The 15,621-nt window shown below is 73.5% G+C and carries 9 protein-coding genes; all 9 read right to left on the bottom strand.

The annotated features are described in order from the left end of the window. Positions 1–69: 69 nt before the first annotated feature. Genes AB0C59_RS17755 through AB0C59_RS17795 form a run of 9 tightly spaced genes read right to left on the bottom strand, consistent with a single transcriptional unit; the run spans position 70 to position 15,611 of the window. The gene (locus AB0C59_RS17755; protein ID WP_363005433.1) at positions 70–1,176 is read right to left on the bottom strand and encodes a thiopeptide maturation pyridine synthase; all 1,107 of its coding nucleotides are present in this window, start codon (positions 1,174–1,176) and stop codon (positions 70–72) included. After that, the gene (locus AB0C59_RS17760) at positions 1,173–3,578 is read right to left on the bottom strand and encodes a lantibiotic dehydratase (RefSeq protein WP_363005435.1); all 2,406 of its coding nucleotides are present in this window, start codon (positions 3,576–3,578) and stop codon (positions 1,173–1,175) included. Before AB0C59_RS17760 ends, AB0C59_RS17755 begins: the two co-directional genes overlap by 4 nt. Further along, positions 3,575–5,425 carry a TOMM precursor leader peptide-binding protein gene (locus AB0C59_RS17765; RefSeq protein WP_363005437.1) on the bottom strand — a complete coding sequence of 617 codons (1,851 nt, stop codon included), beginning with the start codon at positions 5,423–5,425 and terminating at the stop codon, positions 3,575–3,577. The genes AB0C59_RS17760 and AB0C59_RS17765 overlap by 4 nt, the downstream gene beginning before the upstream one ends. A 13-nt stretch (positions 5,426–5,438) precedes the next feature. Further along, positions 5,439–6,854 (bottom strand): nitroreductase family protein, encoded by a 1,416-nt coding sequence (locus AB0C59_RS17770; protein WP_363005439.1) that lies wholly within the window; start codon positions 6,852–6,854, stop codon positions 5,439–5,441. Positions 6,855–6,857: 3 nt separating this feature from the next. Next, positions 6,858–7,835, bottom strand: coding sequence for a lantibiotic dehydratase C-terminal domain-containing protein (locus tag AB0C59_RS17775; RefSeq protein WP_363005441.1), 978 nt, complete (start codon positions 7,833–7,835; stop codon positions 6,858–6,860). After that, positions 7,828–10,461 (bottom strand): lantibiotic dehydratase, encoded by a 2,634-nt coding sequence (locus tag AB0C59_RS17780; RefSeq protein ID WP_363005443.1) that lies wholly within the window; start codon positions 10,459–10,461, stop codon positions 7,828–7,830. The genes AB0C59_RS17775 and AB0C59_RS17780 overlap by 8 nt, the downstream gene beginning before the upstream one ends. Next, a complete protein-coding gene (locus AB0C59_RS17785; protein WP_363005445.1) occupies positions 10,458–12,005 on the bottom strand; it encodes a nitroreductase family protein in 1,548 nt (515 codons plus the stop codon). Before AB0C59_RS17785 ends, AB0C59_RS17780 begins: the two co-directional genes overlap by 4 nt. Beyond that, the gene (locus AB0C59_RS17790) at positions 12,002–13,651 is read right to left on the bottom strand and encodes a TOMM precursor leader peptide-binding protein (RefSeq protein ID WP_363005447.1); all 1,650 of its coding nucleotides are present in this window, start codon (positions 13,649–13,651) and stop codon (positions 12,002–12,004) included. The genes AB0C59_RS17785 and AB0C59_RS17790 overlap by 4 nt, the downstream gene beginning before the upstream one ends. After that, positions 13,644–15,611, bottom strand: a complete 1,968-nt coding sequence (locus AB0C59_RS17795; protein ID WP_363005449.1) for a hypothetical protein — start codon at positions 15,609–15,611, stop codon at positions 13,644–13,646. The genes AB0C59_RS17790 and AB0C59_RS17795 overlap by 8 nt, the downstream gene beginning before the upstream one ends. Positions 15,612–15,621: the final 10 nt, after the last annotated feature.

Here is a 15,621-nt window from a genome sequence, read left to right on the forward strand (position 1 = left end):
CCATGCTGTCCGCGCCCCCTCTCCATCGCCTTCCCACCGACTCCTCGTCCGCTCTGCGCGGCCGCCCCCCTACAGGCGGCCTCCCTCGTCGACGAAGCCGATCAGGTCCTGGATCCGGTCCATCGCGCTCACGCCGTACACGTCCTCGACGGCGCGGGAGACCACATGGCAGACGAGGTTGCGTTCCAGTTCGCCGATGCCGAGCCGGTACATGTTGAGATACAGCCAGTTGAGCACCACCCGGTACTGCTGGAAGGTGTTCCAGCCGCCGAGTTGCTCGGCCGCCGCCCGGTGGCCGCCGAGTGCCTGGTGGAAGGGGCTGCGGTCGGACCAGGCGCCCCAGGTCGAGCCCCACGCCTCCGGGTCGCCCTTCTCGTCGGTGTTGAGCGTCAGCTCTCCGCGGTCCAGGAGGTCGGCCGCCTGGGCGCGGTAGCGGAGCAGGGTGTCCAGGAGGGCGCCGAAGGGGAGGACGTCGTGGAAGTCGGCGGCCGCGGTGATCTCTACGACACGCTGCCGGAAGTGCCGGGCGCTCGCCTCGTAGACCCGGTCGAACCGGTCGCGCAGGCCGTCGGGCATCTTCGCCATGAAGGCGTCGGCGTGCCCGCGGAAGGACATGTAGCCGTAGGTCACCGGCGGGAGGAACCGGTTGGCCACCGCGATGAACAGGTCCACGGCGAGCGCCATCCTGGAGCCGCCGTCCCGGACCCAGTCGAGGATGTCGAACACCACCTCGTTGGTGTCGGCGTAGTAGGCGGCGAGGAGGTCCGCCGCCTCCTGCCCGCCGAGCACGTGGAGGCGCTGGTCGTGGGGCCCGATCTCGACGCTGTTGTCGGGTGCCCAGGGCGTCAGCGGCCCCCGCTCCCGCTCCTGTTCGGCGAGCCGGACGTGCTGGGCGTGCGCGGCCCGTTCGTCCAGGGTCGCGGTGGACGGATGCGCGCGCAGGTACTCCTGGAGGATGCCGGTGACGGCCGGTGCGACGACGTCGGCGAAGGCTTCCTCGCTCGCCCGGACGGGGATGCGGACGTGCGGCCCGCGCCTCCAGTGCGGCTGGTAGTACACCGTGGACACCGCGGGGGCCACCGCCGTGACGAACGGGCGTACCGCGTCGAGCAGCAGGCCGGTCCGGTCGCTGTCGTGGTGGAAGACGTTCACGCTGCGCCACGAGGACTCCGTCATGCCCCATCTCCTTGGCAGTTCAGTTCGATCACGTACTCGGTCACTCGGGGCAGGCCCTGGTGGTCGACGACGGCCGTCTCCGGCTCCGGCGCGACCTCGTGCAGGACCGCCGCGTCGGCCGGGTCCCTGGCCAGTCGCTCGAAGGCCAGGACCAGGGGTGGTGAGCCGATGTCGACGAACATCGGCTTGCGGGTGCGGTCCTTGGCGACCAGGCCCGTCGTCAGGGCGCCCGTCCGCAGCACGGACACGAAGAACCGGGGTGGGATGCCGTGTTCGGCCAGCCAGGTCGCCAGCACGAGCAGGAAGTCCGCGTCGGACTGGCCGGCCGCGCGGCGCGGAAGCGTCCCCGGCTGCGCCACCCAGGTGGCGCGTCGGAGCACCACGGGCCCGATGCTCAGCCGGGGCGCGTGCAGGACGCGTCCCGGCGCGCTCGCGGATGCGGCGGCGTCGTGCCGCAGCGGTTGGTCCGGCCGCAGCAGCGTGGGGTTCTCGCCGAACGCCTCGATCAGCAGGGCCATGACCGGTGGCAGCTGCCGCTCGTAGGACAACCCGGTGTGGACGGGGCGGACCGCCGCCGCGCCGTCGCACAGGACCGGCAGCCCGTCGTCGCCCACCCCGACCGTCAGCCGCGCGGGCGGCGGGTGGTCGAGCCGGTACGGCAGGGTGAGTTCGCGCTGGTTGAGCGAGGTGGCGAGGGTCTGGGGGAACTCCGCGTAAGTCGGTGCGGCCGGGTACACCGCGTCGACCGGGAGCGGGTCGTCCCCGGCCAGGCGCAGCAGACGGCGGACGTGGGACCGGCCGCGGCCGAAGCCGGAGTTGACGGTGTTGACGACCAACTCGCCCGCGCCGTACTGGGCGTAGACGGCGACCGACCCGACCGGACGCACCCACGCCGGCAGCGCGTCGAGCACCTGCTCGATCCGTTTCCGGTCGGGCAGCGCGCGCCGGACGTCGGCGATCAGGCCGGCCAGCCGGCGTACCTCCGCGACCGGGTCGGCCAGGAGGGTCTCGGTCAGCCCGCTCGTGCCGAAGGCGAGCGCGGCGGGGTGCAGGCGCATGGCCGCGCGACCGCTGTGCACGAGTGCGTCGTAGAACCGGTCGAAGGGCACGGGTGCGCCGGTGCCGAAGTGCTCCCGGACGAACGCGGCGATCGCCAGCTTGAAGGGCAGCGTGCGGTCGAAGACCGCGAGCAGCCGGCAGGCGACCGCCAGGTGATCCAGGGTGTCCTGCCACGAGGGCAGTCCCGCCTCGAGGACGACTCCGGGGACGACCGACTGCTCGGTCACGACGTCCCGCAGCCTGCCGCTGATGCCCACGGCCTCCAGGCGTTCGGTCAGCACCGGGCCGAGCGCGACCCGTTCGGATCCGTCGGCGCTCTCGTAGGCGCGCAGGCCCTCCCGGATCCGTTCCAGGCCGGGGTCGCGGTCGGCCGGCCGTCCGAGCGGATCGGCACCGTGCTCGTCGAGGTCCGGTCGGAGCAGGAGCAGTCCGGCGGCCACGAGGGAGCGCACGTATCCGGCCGCCGCGTCCGGTGGCGCGGGAATGCCCGCGGTCAGTTCGGCGAGCGTCGGCTGCGCGGCTGCGGCGCGCAGGCAGTGCCGCAGCGGCGGGGTCAGCGCGAGGGTGAGGAGTTCCTCGGCCGGTGCCGGGCCGAGGAACCGGACGTCGCCGGCCACGAGTCGCGCGCTCGGGTTGACCCGGACCCTCGTCCCGTCGGGCCCCGGGGCCAGCGGGGCGAGAGCCGACAGGTCGAGTGCGACGACCGAGCGCGGCCGGCCGGTGGCGGTCCAGCGCAGTGCCGGACCGTGCGGGACGAAGCGGCCGAGGCCGCTGGCGGTGAACGTGCTGAAGGGGCTGGTCTTCACGGCGGCGCGCGCGGTGTAGGCGGCCAGCCGGATGAGTTCCTGCCGCCCGGGCCCCCGCCGCAGGACGTCGCGCAGGGTGGGGCTGGCGTGCGCCAGGCCCTGGTCGAAGCGGTGATCGGTGCTGATGTCGCGCAGATGGGCGTGGACGGCCCGGTCGGCCGCGGCCAGCAGGGCGGGCAGTCCGGCGCGGTCGGCGCGGTACCGGGCCGCCGCCCGGGCGAACTCAGCGGTGTCTGCGGCGAGTTTCTCGCCGAGGGCGGCGGCGACCAGGGGCTGGGCGAGCAGTCGGGCCGGATCGCGTCCCTGGTGCACGGTCCGGCGCAGGGCGACCAGGTGCGGTTTGGCGGCGGGGTCCTCCAGCGCCCCGATCACGGCGTAGTAGCGGTCGGACAGCGCCGCGGCGTCGGCTCGCAGCCCGACCGCCGCGCGCGCCGCCGCCAGCAGGGCGTGCCGCAGCCGCTGGTCGACGAGTCGGTCCAGGACGGTGGCGGGCAGGCAGGCGACGCGTACCCCGAACGTGGTGGCGTGGTCGGTCATGGGAACGGGTGGGGGTGGGGATTGACGTCGGCGTCGGTCAGCGGGCGTGGCGCGTGTCCGAGCCGGTGGGGCACCTCCCGCAGCCGGGGCAGTCCGGTGACCCGCCGGTTGCGGTGGCCGAAGGTCATGGGCAGGGCGCCGGGCACGATCACCTTCACGCAGTGCAGGTCGGCGGCCTCGTGCAGCGGCGAGGTCTGGTCGACGACCACGACGTCCATGCCGCCGGCCAGCATCCGGTCGACGGCCTCGGTCAGGTCGTCCCGCAGGTCGGCGTGGAACGGCCAGGGCCGGCGGCCGACGCGGTCCCAGTCGATCAGGCGGTCGCCGGAGAGCAGGAAGGAGAAGCGGTCGAGGGCCTCGGGTGTCGCCGCGCACAGCGCGTGGTCGGTCATGACGCGCACCAGTGCGGGATCGGCGGCCATCTTCCTGGCGCGCTCGACCTGTTCGGCGTACCGGCGCGTCTCCTGTTCGACGATGGGCGCCAGTTCGCCGAGCGCGGTGAGGACGCCGGCGAGGGGGTCGAGGGCGGACCCGCTGGTGCAGACGACTCCCGGCCGGGTGTCGTCCGATGTGGTGTCCTGTGCGACCGCCCAGAACGCGGGAATCGCCTCGGACAGGGTGGTGTCGAAGACCCGCACCCGGTGTCCGCTGCGCTCCATGCGCTCGACGACGAGCCCGACGCGGGGGTCCGGCGCCCGGGAGAGGTCCACCTCCGGCACGGGCATCCGGGCGTACCAGGTCATCAGGAACGCGTCGCGCTCCACGACCTCCAGGATCCCGTGCAGGACCGCCTCCTCGACGCAGGCGCCGAGCGCGCAGCCGTTGGAGATCTCGAAGGTGAAGGGCTTGTCCGCCCGTGTGCCCGGCCGCAGTTCCGTCCGGTAGTACGCGTACGTCTCCGGGACGAGCACCGGGCGGGCCCGGCGGAACGAGTACGCCCACACCCAGGACACCACGGTGTCCTCGGTGAACGGCTGGTAGGGGCAGTCCGGCTCCTGGTAGCGATCCGGAGGGAGCAGGCCGAGCGAGCGCGGATCCAGGGCGTCGTCCGCGAGTTCGGCGTAGCTGCCGCGTACGGTGGTGCGCTTGCCCCAGGGCCACTGGCCGCCGAGCCGTTCCAGTGCCTCGGCGACCGCGGTGGCCCGGCAGGAGGCGAAGTCCTGGGCGCGTCCGAAGCCGGCCTCGCCGCGGTAGCCGTACTCGGTGAGGACCGCCTCGGCCAGCGGGAACAGCGTGTCGCGCAGTCCGCTCGGCGGGGCGACCACACCGGTCTCGGCGTCGACGTAGAGCCGGCTGAGCCGGGGCTCGGACAGGTCGCGGATCCTGGTGGCGCGCGCCCGGGGCTTGGGCCGGGGCCGCGGCGTGATGGTGGCTCGGGCGGCGGTGTCCTCGGGGGGCGAGCCGCACACCGGGCACAGCGGGTCCGGGAGGAACGGGTGCCGGGTCAGGGACAGGTCGCGCAGCTGGAGGTACCAGCAGCAGTCCCTGGCGGCGCCCGCGTGCACGAGTTCGCGCACGGTCTCGGCGGCGAACGCCGACAGCCAGTGCGAGGGCCGGGCCGCGATCCTGTCGTCGTCGAGCAGTTCGGTGGTCCACGGGTCGCGGCGGGGCGCGCTGGACCGCCATTTCTGCACGCACCAGACGCAGCCGTGCTCGCCGGGTCGTACGAGCGGGCCGATCACGACCCGGTCGAGTTCGGTCCACACCGGCAGCCAGGGCTCGCCCCTGTCGTGCGCCGCGGCCCAGTCGCCGGTGTCCCAGCCGTCGCGCGCCACCACCAGCATCGACGGCGGGCGCTGGGCAAGGGCGCCGGCCAGCAGGCCGTCACCGATCACCGTGTCGCTCACGTGTGGTTCTCCCTCACCATGTCAGCCGGAACTCGGGGCGCGGCCCGGCGGGGTGCTCGGTGCCCAGTTGCGCCATCAGCAGGCTTCGCTTGCGCCCGGTCAGGCCGAACCAGTCGTCCAGCAGATGGGTGAGCACGTCGTTCTGGATCCGGCTGGCCACGTCGACGGCCGCGGCGGCCAGGCAGGCGCGGTGCAGCGCGGCACCCGCCGCGGCCTGCTGCACGCGGTACCAGCGGGCGCCGAACCGCTCCTGGGCCGCTTCGGCGTCCCCCACCGGCAGCAGCCACACGTTCGCCGTGCGGGCGCCCTGCTGGGTCAGCGCGGCCAGGGCGGCCTCGCGCAGGCGCTCGCGGGGGTCGCCCTCGCTCACCAGCTCCAGTTGGTGCGTGTCGGGAAGGTAGCGGTAGGCGCCGGCCGGGACGCCCGTCACGTTGGCGATGACGCAGTAGAACTCGACCAGGTTCGCCGGCAGGTCCCAGCGCATCTGCCGGCCGTAGGCGGTGAGGATGGTGGCCAGGTCGGCGCTCGTCATGGTCGCGCCGCTGAAGCCGCGCATGGCGGCATGGCGGGTCCGTGCCCCGGCCACCAGGTCGGGTGTCGCGTGCGGCAGGCTGATCCGGGTGCCCTCCGTTGCGGGCGGGGCCGGCATCGGCTCGGGTCCGGGGCGGCTGTGCGCGAGCACGGCGGCGTGGGCGTCGAACGCGCGGGGGAAGGCGGACAGCGACGGGCCGCCGAACGCGGAGGGCACCGGCGGGACGAGTTCGACGACCGCGTGGACCCCCTCCTCCCTCGGATCGAGCCCGAGCAGCTCGGTGACGTCGGCTTCGGGGAAGCACAGGCGGGCCGAGGCCTGCTGGTCGTCCGCGACGGTCAGGGCCTGCGCCACCTGGATCCCGGCCTCCAGGCAGGCCAGGCGGTAGTACATCTCGCCGTACTTGGCGGCCAGCCGCCAGAACACGGTGGTCCCCACGAGGACCGTGGCGGCCGGGCGGGACGCCACCCAGCTGCGGTAGTCACCCGAACGCAGGCGCACCAGGGCGTGCCGGGCCGGGTCGTAGTAGTGGACGCCGGTGGGGACCTCCGAGTCCGGACCGGCGACGACGTACCACTCCGCGCTGTACCGGGCGCCTCCCGAGGGCGTCGGACGCCGGGTGACCAGCCACTGCAGCGGATCGGAGTCGGGGATGGCCTCGAAGCTGTCGGTGAAGGGCAGCATGTCCAGCGGTGTCAGCCACTGCGACCGGGTGATGCCGCCGAGATCGGCGAGCAGCCGGCCGAGCCGGTGTCCGGCCTTCTCGGGGGGCCAGGGCAGGGGGTGGCGCGGTGCGTCCGGGTAGCTCTTGACCACCCGGGGCGGGTACGCCTGCGGGTTCGCCACCTCGGTCGGCGTGTGCACGTTCTCCTGGTAGCGCGTCGCCTCGTCGCTCATCGCTCACACCGCGCACAGGTCGAACACGGTGCGCGTCAGCAGCAACCGCAGGTGGGATTCCTGGGCGAGGCCGATGCCGAGCCGGTTGCACATCAGGTGCGCGCACCGTTCCACGATCAGCTGGGGCACCAGGTGGTTGATGTGCTCCAGTACGTCGGCGGGCGCGTCGAAGGCGGGAGAGGCGTCCAGTGTGCCCAGCAACTCCAGTTCGACCAGGGTCTCGTTGAGGTCCTGCACGGTGCGCAGCCAGGCGTTCACCAGCGAGGTGTCCGGCAGGGCCCCGCCTCGGGTCACGGCCCACACCGTCTCCAGGCCGGCCCGCAGCTGGGTCTTGTTCGCCTCGAAGTGCCGCTCGAAGTCCGCCGAACCGAGCACCTGCGAGGCCGTGCCGCCGATCTCCGATATGAACCGTGCCTGGTAGGCGAGTTCGGGCAGGATGCTGGTGAACAGGGTGCGGTTGGCGGCCAGCATGGCGAAGACGTCCATGGCGCGCTGCCCGGCCGTGCGTCCGCGGGCGATCAGTTCGACGGCCAGCGTGCTGGCGGCCATGAGCTGCTTCTCGACGGCTTCCAGGGCGCGGCCCGTGCCGAACGCCTCGCTGTCGGGCACGTACGGGATGAACTCGACGGAGTTGTCCGGGTGGAGCACCGGGTCGTAGGCGGTCATGTGCTCTCTCGCGGCGAGGTCGGCCGCGGTCCTGGCGTACTCCTCCTCGGTGATCGAGGAGGACGAGGGTGTGGTGCGGTAGAACTCCGCGGCCGTCTCCTCGACGGCCGCGCGGACCTCGCCGTGGTGCTCGGTGCGTGCGCGCACCCGCAACCGGACGTGCGGGCCGCCCTCCCAGTATCGGAGGAAGAAGAAGCCGTCGGCGTGTCCGGCGCGGCGCAGCCGGTCGACCGCGGGCTTGACGGCACCGGCGATCAGGGCGTCCTGATCGCCGTGGTGGAAGAGGTGGGCGCTGACCCAGCCGCGGTCAGACATATGCGACTCCAGGCTCGTTGAGTTCCACGATGTACTCGGCGACGCGCTCGCCGCCGACCTGAACGGGATCCGGCACCATCTCGCTGATCTGCACGATCGCGTTCGGCTCGGTGAGCCGGCGCTCCAACCCGAGCAGCAGCAGCATGCTTGCGAAATCCACGTAGTTCGGTTTGTTGTCGTTGCCCGGCCGCGGGGCGCCGCCGCCCTGGCCGAGGGCGGCGGGATCGAGCACGGTGACGAAGCACCGCTCGGGGATGCCGTGTTCGGCGAGCCAGCCGGCCACCTTCAGCATCCAGGCGGCGTCGGTCGCGGATCCGGCCCGCCGTGGCAGCCGGTCCGCGCGGGTCATCCACATGGCACGCCGCAGCACCACGTTGCCCACGGTCAGCCGGGGCAGATGGCGTACGCCGTCGTCGCCGCGCGGGTCCGACGTCATCCGGAGTTCGGTGTGCGCGCCGAACCAGCTGTTGGACTCGCCGAAGGCCTCGACCATGAACCGCGCGGCGGGCGGCAGCAGCCGGTCGCCGAGGCCCGGGTGCACCGGGCAGATCCGCCGGCCGAGGCGCCGGGACACGAGCGCGATCAGCCCGTCGGGGCCGCGCCGCACATACAGGTCGTTGACGGGCAGCAGGTCGTCGTGCGCGCGCACGCTGCGCACCCCCGGGTAGTCGACGACCAGTCGGACACCGGGCTTTCTGACGTTGACCGCGGAGCGGGCCACCGCCTCGAACTCGGCGAAGAGCACATCGTCCCGGCCCGAGGCCAGTCCGGGTTCCGCGGGGGCGTCGGCCCGCAGGTCGAGCGTGTCCAGGATGTGCCGTACCCGGTTGCGGCCGCGTCCGAAGCCGCAGCTGACGTTGTTGACGACCAGGTGCGGACCGTGCGCCGTCCGGGCGAGCTGGCAGTAGACCGCCACGGACGTGGGGGTGCGGACCCAGCTCGGCCACTCCTTGGCCAGCGTGCGCACCTCCTCGGTCCCGATGCGGACCACGCCGTCCCGGTCGGCGGCCCGTCCGCCCAGCAGCCGCTTGCTCGCGGCGCGCAGGCGGTGCAGCTCGCGCACCGCCTCGACGGGGCTGTCCTCGGTGGTGAACCGGCTGTGCGCCGCGAACGGTCCGCCGGCCGACTGCTCGGCCAGCACGTCCCGGTAGAACCGCACCAGCGGAACCTCCGCGCCGACCGGGTACCGCTCGTCGAACAGCGAGCTGAGCGTGAGCTTGAACGGCAGGTCGGGCCCGATCAGGCCGAGCAGCGTGCGCACCGCGTCGAGGTCCTCGAGCAGCGGCTGCCAGCCCGCGCGGTCCAGCACCGCGGTCGTACCGGGGTGCACCGCGTTCTCGTAGAAGCCGTACCGGGCGAACTCCTGGGTCAGCTTGGGGCTGTCCAGGTGTGCGTGGTCGCCGACCTCGCGCAGCGCCGTGTCCAGTCCGCGGATCACGGCGCCGCGGATGGCCACCCGGTCCGCGGGGGCGACGGTCGCCGAGTAGCCCGACAGGGCCTCGTGGACGCCGTGCAGGGTCCGGTCCAGCCGTTCCAGGCCGGGCCGGCGCAGTTCGTGCAGCCACGCGCGCAGATCGGCGACCGGGTCCGGGCTCTGGTCGGCGAGCGGCGGGACGGGCTCCAGGACGCCGAGCGCCACCAGGCGGTGCAGGAACACGTCGACCTGGCGGGTGTCGGCCGCCCGGGCCGGGAGCCGGTCCCGCAGTTCGTCCAACGTGCCCTCACCCGCGGCCAGTTCCATCACCCGGCGCAGGGTCGGGGTCAGGGCGAGGGCGTGCACGTGCTCCACCGGGCGGCGGCCCAGGAACAGCAGGGTGTCGTCGCTGACCGTGGCGCTGGGGTTGATGCGGACGCGGCAGGCGCCGACGACCTCCGGGCGTTCGTGGACGGCGCGCGCGATCCGGTGCAGCGATCCGACGCTGATCTCGGTGGCGGTGGCCGGGACGACCCGCTCCTCGGCCGGGCGCGCGGACAGCTCGGCGAGGGCGTCGGCCCGGCCCCACGCGGCCAGTCCGCTGCTGGTGAACGTGCTGTACGGGCTCGTCTTCGCCGCGGAGCGCACAAGGTACTGCGCCAGGCGCAGCACGGTCTGGCGCTGGGGCGTGCGGCCGCCGCCGAGCCACTTGTGCAGGGCCTGGAACATGTCCGGGTTGGCGTGCACGAGGCCCAGTTGGAAGGCGGGCAGTCGGGCCGCGGACCGCAGCGACTCGCAGCTCGCCTGCCAGTCCTGCTCCAGTTGGTCCGGCAGCCCGGTCATCAGCCGGTCGCGTGCGGCGAGCAGCGCCGTCCAGTCCCGGATGGGGGCGACCAGGTCCACGGGCACGTCGGCCAGTCGCGCGAGGTCGACGCGGCGGCCGCGATGCACGGCCCTGCGCACCGCGACGAGCCCGGCCTTGAGTTCCCCGTCGCCCGCGGCGCCGATCGCCGTGTGCAGCAGGTCCGACAGTCCGCCGGCCGCGGTGACGATCTCGGCGCGCAGGCGCACCAGGTCCTGGGCGGTGCGCCAGCTGCGTGCGCAGCGCAACCCGTCCAGTACGGCGACCGGGCTCGCCGCGAGGCGGACCACGGCGGCCGGGCCGAGCACGTAGCGCGGCGGGCCGGGGTGGTCGTGCGGGAGCGTGCTCATCGGTCCACCGCCTCGGGCTCGACGGGCACGATCACGCGTCCGCCCGGTCCCGTGCCCGCCAGCAGGATCTGGAAGACCGGGGTGTGGCGCTGCTCGGTGAGTCCGAGGGCCGCGCGGACCCCCTCGGCGTGATAGGCGTTGATCACCCGGCCGGACATGCCCTGTGCCGCGGCGGCGACGCACACGCGGTGCGCGAGCAGCCCGGCCTCCTGGTTGATCACGCGGTAGCCGCGGTCGCCGAAGGTGTCGAACGCCCAGTCGCGGTCGCCGACGAGGTGGACGACGGCGTTCATGTCCTTGAAGACCGGTCCGGGTATGGTGACGCGCTCGATCGCCGTGACGGCGTCGACGCCGGTGTCCGCCCGGTCGACGGGGTGCAGCGCGCCGGTGACCTGGTCGAGCCGGTAGCAGCCCGGCGGTACACCGGTGAGGTCGCCGACGGTCAGGAAGATCTCCAGCGGTACGGGCGCGCCCGCGGGGACCGCGTCGCTGGTCGCCCCGGTGCGGGCCCGGGCCAGCCGCGCCCACAGCTCGATCCCGTCGACCTGCGTCGGGGCCGGGCGGAAGATCCCGGGGCCGGAGTCACGGGCGCGCAGCAGGTCCGCCGTGTTCGCCTCCGGGATCCCCTTCTCGGGCAGTGGCAGCGGTTCGGCGCCGGGGAGGCCGGGCGCGACGGGGTCGGCGGTCGCGAAGGCCGCGGTGTCCGCGCGCAGTGAGGCGCGGTTGACCTCGGTCAGTGTCGGGCAGGTCCGTGCGACGTCCAGTGCGCCGCCGACCACGGTCGGTGCGATCGGGTCGATGGTCGCGGCCAGCGCGGCGGCCGTCCGCGGAACGGGGTCGCGCCTCATCCCGTGGTCGGTGTCGTGCAGCGGCAGGACCATCAGCGCCGGTTCCTGGTCGCCGTCGAGTCCGAGCAGCTTGTGGACCGGCTCGTCGAGGAACTGGTGGTGCACGTGCGTCCGCAGGCCCATGGACCGCGCGACCAGGTCGAGGTTCCCGGCGAGCAGGCCGGCCTCCTGTGTGCACAGGCGGTAGGCGTAGTCGCGGTAGATGTACGCGGTCTTGGCGAGCAGTCCGCTGAGCACGAACACGGCCGGCGGCAGGGCGCCGGTGGTTCCGGTCGCCCCGGCCAGCAGGCCGCGGTGGTCGCCGACGCGCAAGCGAACCAGCGCGTGGTGCGGGGCGTCGTAGTGGTGGACGCCGTCGGCCAGGCACACGTACAGCTGGACGCCGAACAGGCAGCGCGCCGAGGCGACCATCCGGTGGTAGGGCCAGGTTCCGTTGGTGTCGAACTCCTGGCGGGAGATGCCGTAGCCGTAGCGCAGGAGCGTCGACAGCGCCGGCTCGTCGAGCGTCTCGACCTCGGTCAGCCGCCGCGGCACCCTGATCGTCAGCGGGCGGCGCGGCAGGCCGCGGTAGATCTTGAACTTGAGTGGCTCGTCCGGGTTGCCGTACTCCGACTGCCTGCCTTCCATCGCCTCGGCGAGGTCTTCCAGGGTGACCCGCCAGAACTCACGGCCGACGCCGTCCTCGCGGCCGGTCACGGGAAGGGGTGCGGGTGCGGGTTGCGCACCCGGGGCAGCCGGGGCAGTCCGGTCACCCTGCGGGCGGTGTGTCCGAAGGTCATCGGAACCGAGCCCGGGGCTATTACCTTGACGCATCTGAAGCCTCCCGAGGCCTGTTCCGTGGAGGTGGTGTCGACGGCCACGACGTCCATGCCGGCGGAGGCGAAGCGGCGGACGGCCTCGTCTAGGTCCGCGCCGATGTCGGCGTTGCCGGGCCAGTGCCAGCGTTCGAGCCCCTGCCGCCAGGTCGAGACCACCGGATCGTCGAGCAGGAAGGAATAGCGGTCGAAGGCGCCCGGATCGGCCGCGCAGAGCAGGTGGTCGGCCATCGAGACGACGTCGTCGGGGTGGTCGGCCAGGTGCCGGGCGCGCTCGCGCCAGCCCGGGTCGAGCGCGAGAAGGGTGACGTACTCGACGGTCTGGCTCAGTTCGTGCAGCGCGGCCAGGATCGCCTCCGCCGGGCGCAGTCCGCTGCCGCCGGTCGACACGGCCCGGGGGCGTGCGGTGCCGGTGGTGTCCTCGGCGAACGTCCAGAACGACGGGATGCCGTGCTCGCGTGTGCTGTCGAAGATCCGCACCCGGTAGCCCTGCCGCTCGATGCGCTCGGCCACGAGCGGGATCCTGCGGTCGGGCACGGTGGCTGGGTCGAGTTCGGGCAGGGGGGTGCGGCCGTACCAGGCCATGAGGAACGCGTCGCGCTCGGCGACCTCGAGCACGCCGTGCAGCACCGCCTCCTCGTAGCAGCCCCCGAGAGCGCAGCCGCTGGAGATCTCGCACGCGAATCCGGGCTCGCCGCCCGCCCTCGGCAGCCGGTAGTAGACGAAGCTCTCCGGCACCAGCACCGGCCGGTCCCGGCCGAACGAGTGCCCCCAGACCCAGTTGGCCACCGCGTCCTCGGTGAACTCCCGGTAGGGGAAGCCCGGGAGGCGGTACCGGTCCGGGGGGTACAGGCCGAGGGTGCGGGGGTCGATCGCGTCGTCGGCGATGTCCGCGTAGCCGGCCGTGACGCCGGTCCGCCGGGCCGGCGCGTACGCGGCGAGCCGTTCGAGCGACTCGGCCACCGCGACGGCCCGCGCGGACGCGAAGTCCCGGGTGCGGCCGTATCCGGACGCCTCCACAGGGACACCGGGCACGGCCATGGCGGCTTCGGTGAACGGGAACGCGTGCCGCGTGTAGGAGGTGACGGAGGGGATCAGGCCGCTGTGCCCGTCGACGTAGAGCGCGTCGAGTTCGCCCTGGTCCAGCGCACGGACTCGGCTCGACTCCACGGCGAGCTTGGGGCGCGTCTCACGGGTGATCCTCGCGCCCCGTTCGGTGTCGGCGGGCATGGCCGAGCACTTCGGGCAGCGCGGATCGGTGAGGAAGCCGTGCCGGGACAGGGTGAGCGTGGCCGTCTCGACGATCCAGAACCGCTGGGTCGCGGGCTCGGCCGCGCTCAACGCGGTGACGGTGTCCGCCAGGAAGGTCGGCAGTTCCCTGTCCGGCACCTCGGCGGCCATCTCGGCGGCGCGTTCGGCGGACGCCGATGCGGCACGCCGGGTGCGCAGGCACTCGGGGCAGCCCGGGGGCCACGGTCCGACGATCACCTGATGGGGTTCGAGCAGCACCTGGGGCAGGTCAGCCATGGACGATCACGGCTCGCGCCACGAACGGACACAGCCGGGCGAGCTGCGGATCGTGGTCGAGCGGTACGGCGACGACGCGACCGCCGTCGGCCGTCAGGCCCGTGACGGCCTGCTGGAGGGTCACGGACGTCGGCCATGCCCCGGTGTCCCCCCGCAGGTGCACGGGCAGGTCGGGCACGGGTGCCGGCGCGTAGGCGGGCTGCCGCGCCGTCCGCGACTGGTAGGCGAGCAGCGTCCGCTCCAGTCCCTTCTCCAGCGCGGCGCCGACCTCGAGGTCGCTCGCGCAGGCGACGGTGCCCGTCGAGGTGGTGAGGACGAACGTGGGCAGCCCGAGCAGGCCGGACAGGTCGTGGATCTCGAACCGCTGGTCGACGATTCCCAGGAGCTTCGTGTACCGCTCCCCGCGCGGGGTCAGCTCCGCACCGTCCAGGTCCAGTCGGCGCAGGGGCTCGGTCGCGGTCGAGAGCGCCGCCACGGCGTTCTCCTCGGCCAACGCGACCACCGCGGCGCGCAGGGCCTCGGACCAGTCGCCACCGGAGGCCGCGGCGCGCGCGGGGAAGACCTGCGCGGCGTCGACCGCGACCGGTTCACCGGTCAGGACGTCCACCCCGTGCAGCCGGTCGCCCCTGCGCGGGTCGGCCATGACGGCCGCGTAGCGCTCGAACGCGTGCCGGACGGCGCGCCGGCGCGACTCGACCACGTTCTCACCGCAGCCGTGCACCGCGAACGGGGCGCCCGCCAGGCCGACCGGGTCGGAGACCATGACCTCGCTGACGAACAGCGGCAGTTGCTCGTAGTCGCGTTCGGTGATCTCGGCGAAGACGCCGGTGCGGGGATCCACGCAGTCGACCGCGCGCCGGGCCAGTTCCTCGTCGTCGACGGGTGCCGCGTCGGCCAGCGCGGTCAGGCGCGCCGGGTCGTCTGGGGCGGCGGGCAGGGCGAGCGGGTGGGGCAGGAACGCGTGCCGGGTGGTTTCCAGGCTCTCCAGGTCGAACCGCACCAGATGGTTGTCGCCGGGGCTCCGGTCGATGCCGGTGAGGTGCCGGAAGGCCGCGAAGCACAGCTGGTTCGCGACGAGGGCGACCGTGGGGCCGCGCAGGAACTCGCTCGGCGCCGACTCCGGGTGGTCGCCCAGATCCGCCCCCTCCATGTCGGGGGCGAGCGCGCGCAGCCGGCGCCAGGCCGACTCCCAGGCGGTGGCGTCGCCGTCCTTGCCGATCACCGGCCCGATCCAGGCCTCGTCACCCGCCACGACCGTCTGGGCGCACGCGGCGCCGGCGGCGATCGCGCGGTGGGGCAGCAGCCGTGCGCGTTCTGCCATGGGGCGGTCCGCGACGTGCAGCACCATGGTGGTGCCGGCCGCGATCTCGTCGAGTCGGCCGCCGTCGGTGTCCAGGTAGGCGATCCGCTGCTCGGGGTCCTGTTCCCGGGCCGCGGCGAGGTGCTCGGCGACCCGGTCGCGGTCGAAGGGCGACTCGGTGAACGGGGCGAGCGACACCGTGCGGACGCCCGAGCGCAGCTGCGAGTTGGTCAGGGCCTGGAGCAGCGGGCCGGAGCCGGTCAGCAGGAGGGTGCTGTCGCGGTAGCGCTCGAAGCGCAGTTCCGGCGACTCGGTGAAGTACTCGATGAAGGCGATGTTGGCCGCGTAGGTCTTGGCCAGGTCCTCGGACAGCGTGTGCGGACGATCGTCCGACACGTTCTTGACGTATCCCTTGCCGAGCAGCAGCATCGTCAGCTTGGCGAGCGCGGCGCGGCTGGACTCCGGTACGGCCGCGCACAGTTCGCCGAGCGTTCTGGTGCCGTCCAGCATCGGCGCCATCCGCTGGATCCACTCGTAGGTCGACGCGCCCTTGAGGATCGACCCGCCGAGGTTGCTGCGGATGTAAGCGCCTTCCGGCACGCGCATGACGTAGACGTCCCCACGCAGGCGCGGCCGTATCCGCTCGACGTTGACTTCCATGACCACCGTT

This window comes from Streptomyces sp. NPDC048664 (assembly GCF_040650555.1).
Lineage (GTDB): Bacteria > Actinomycetota > Actinomycetes > Streptomycetales > Streptomycetaceae > Streptomyces.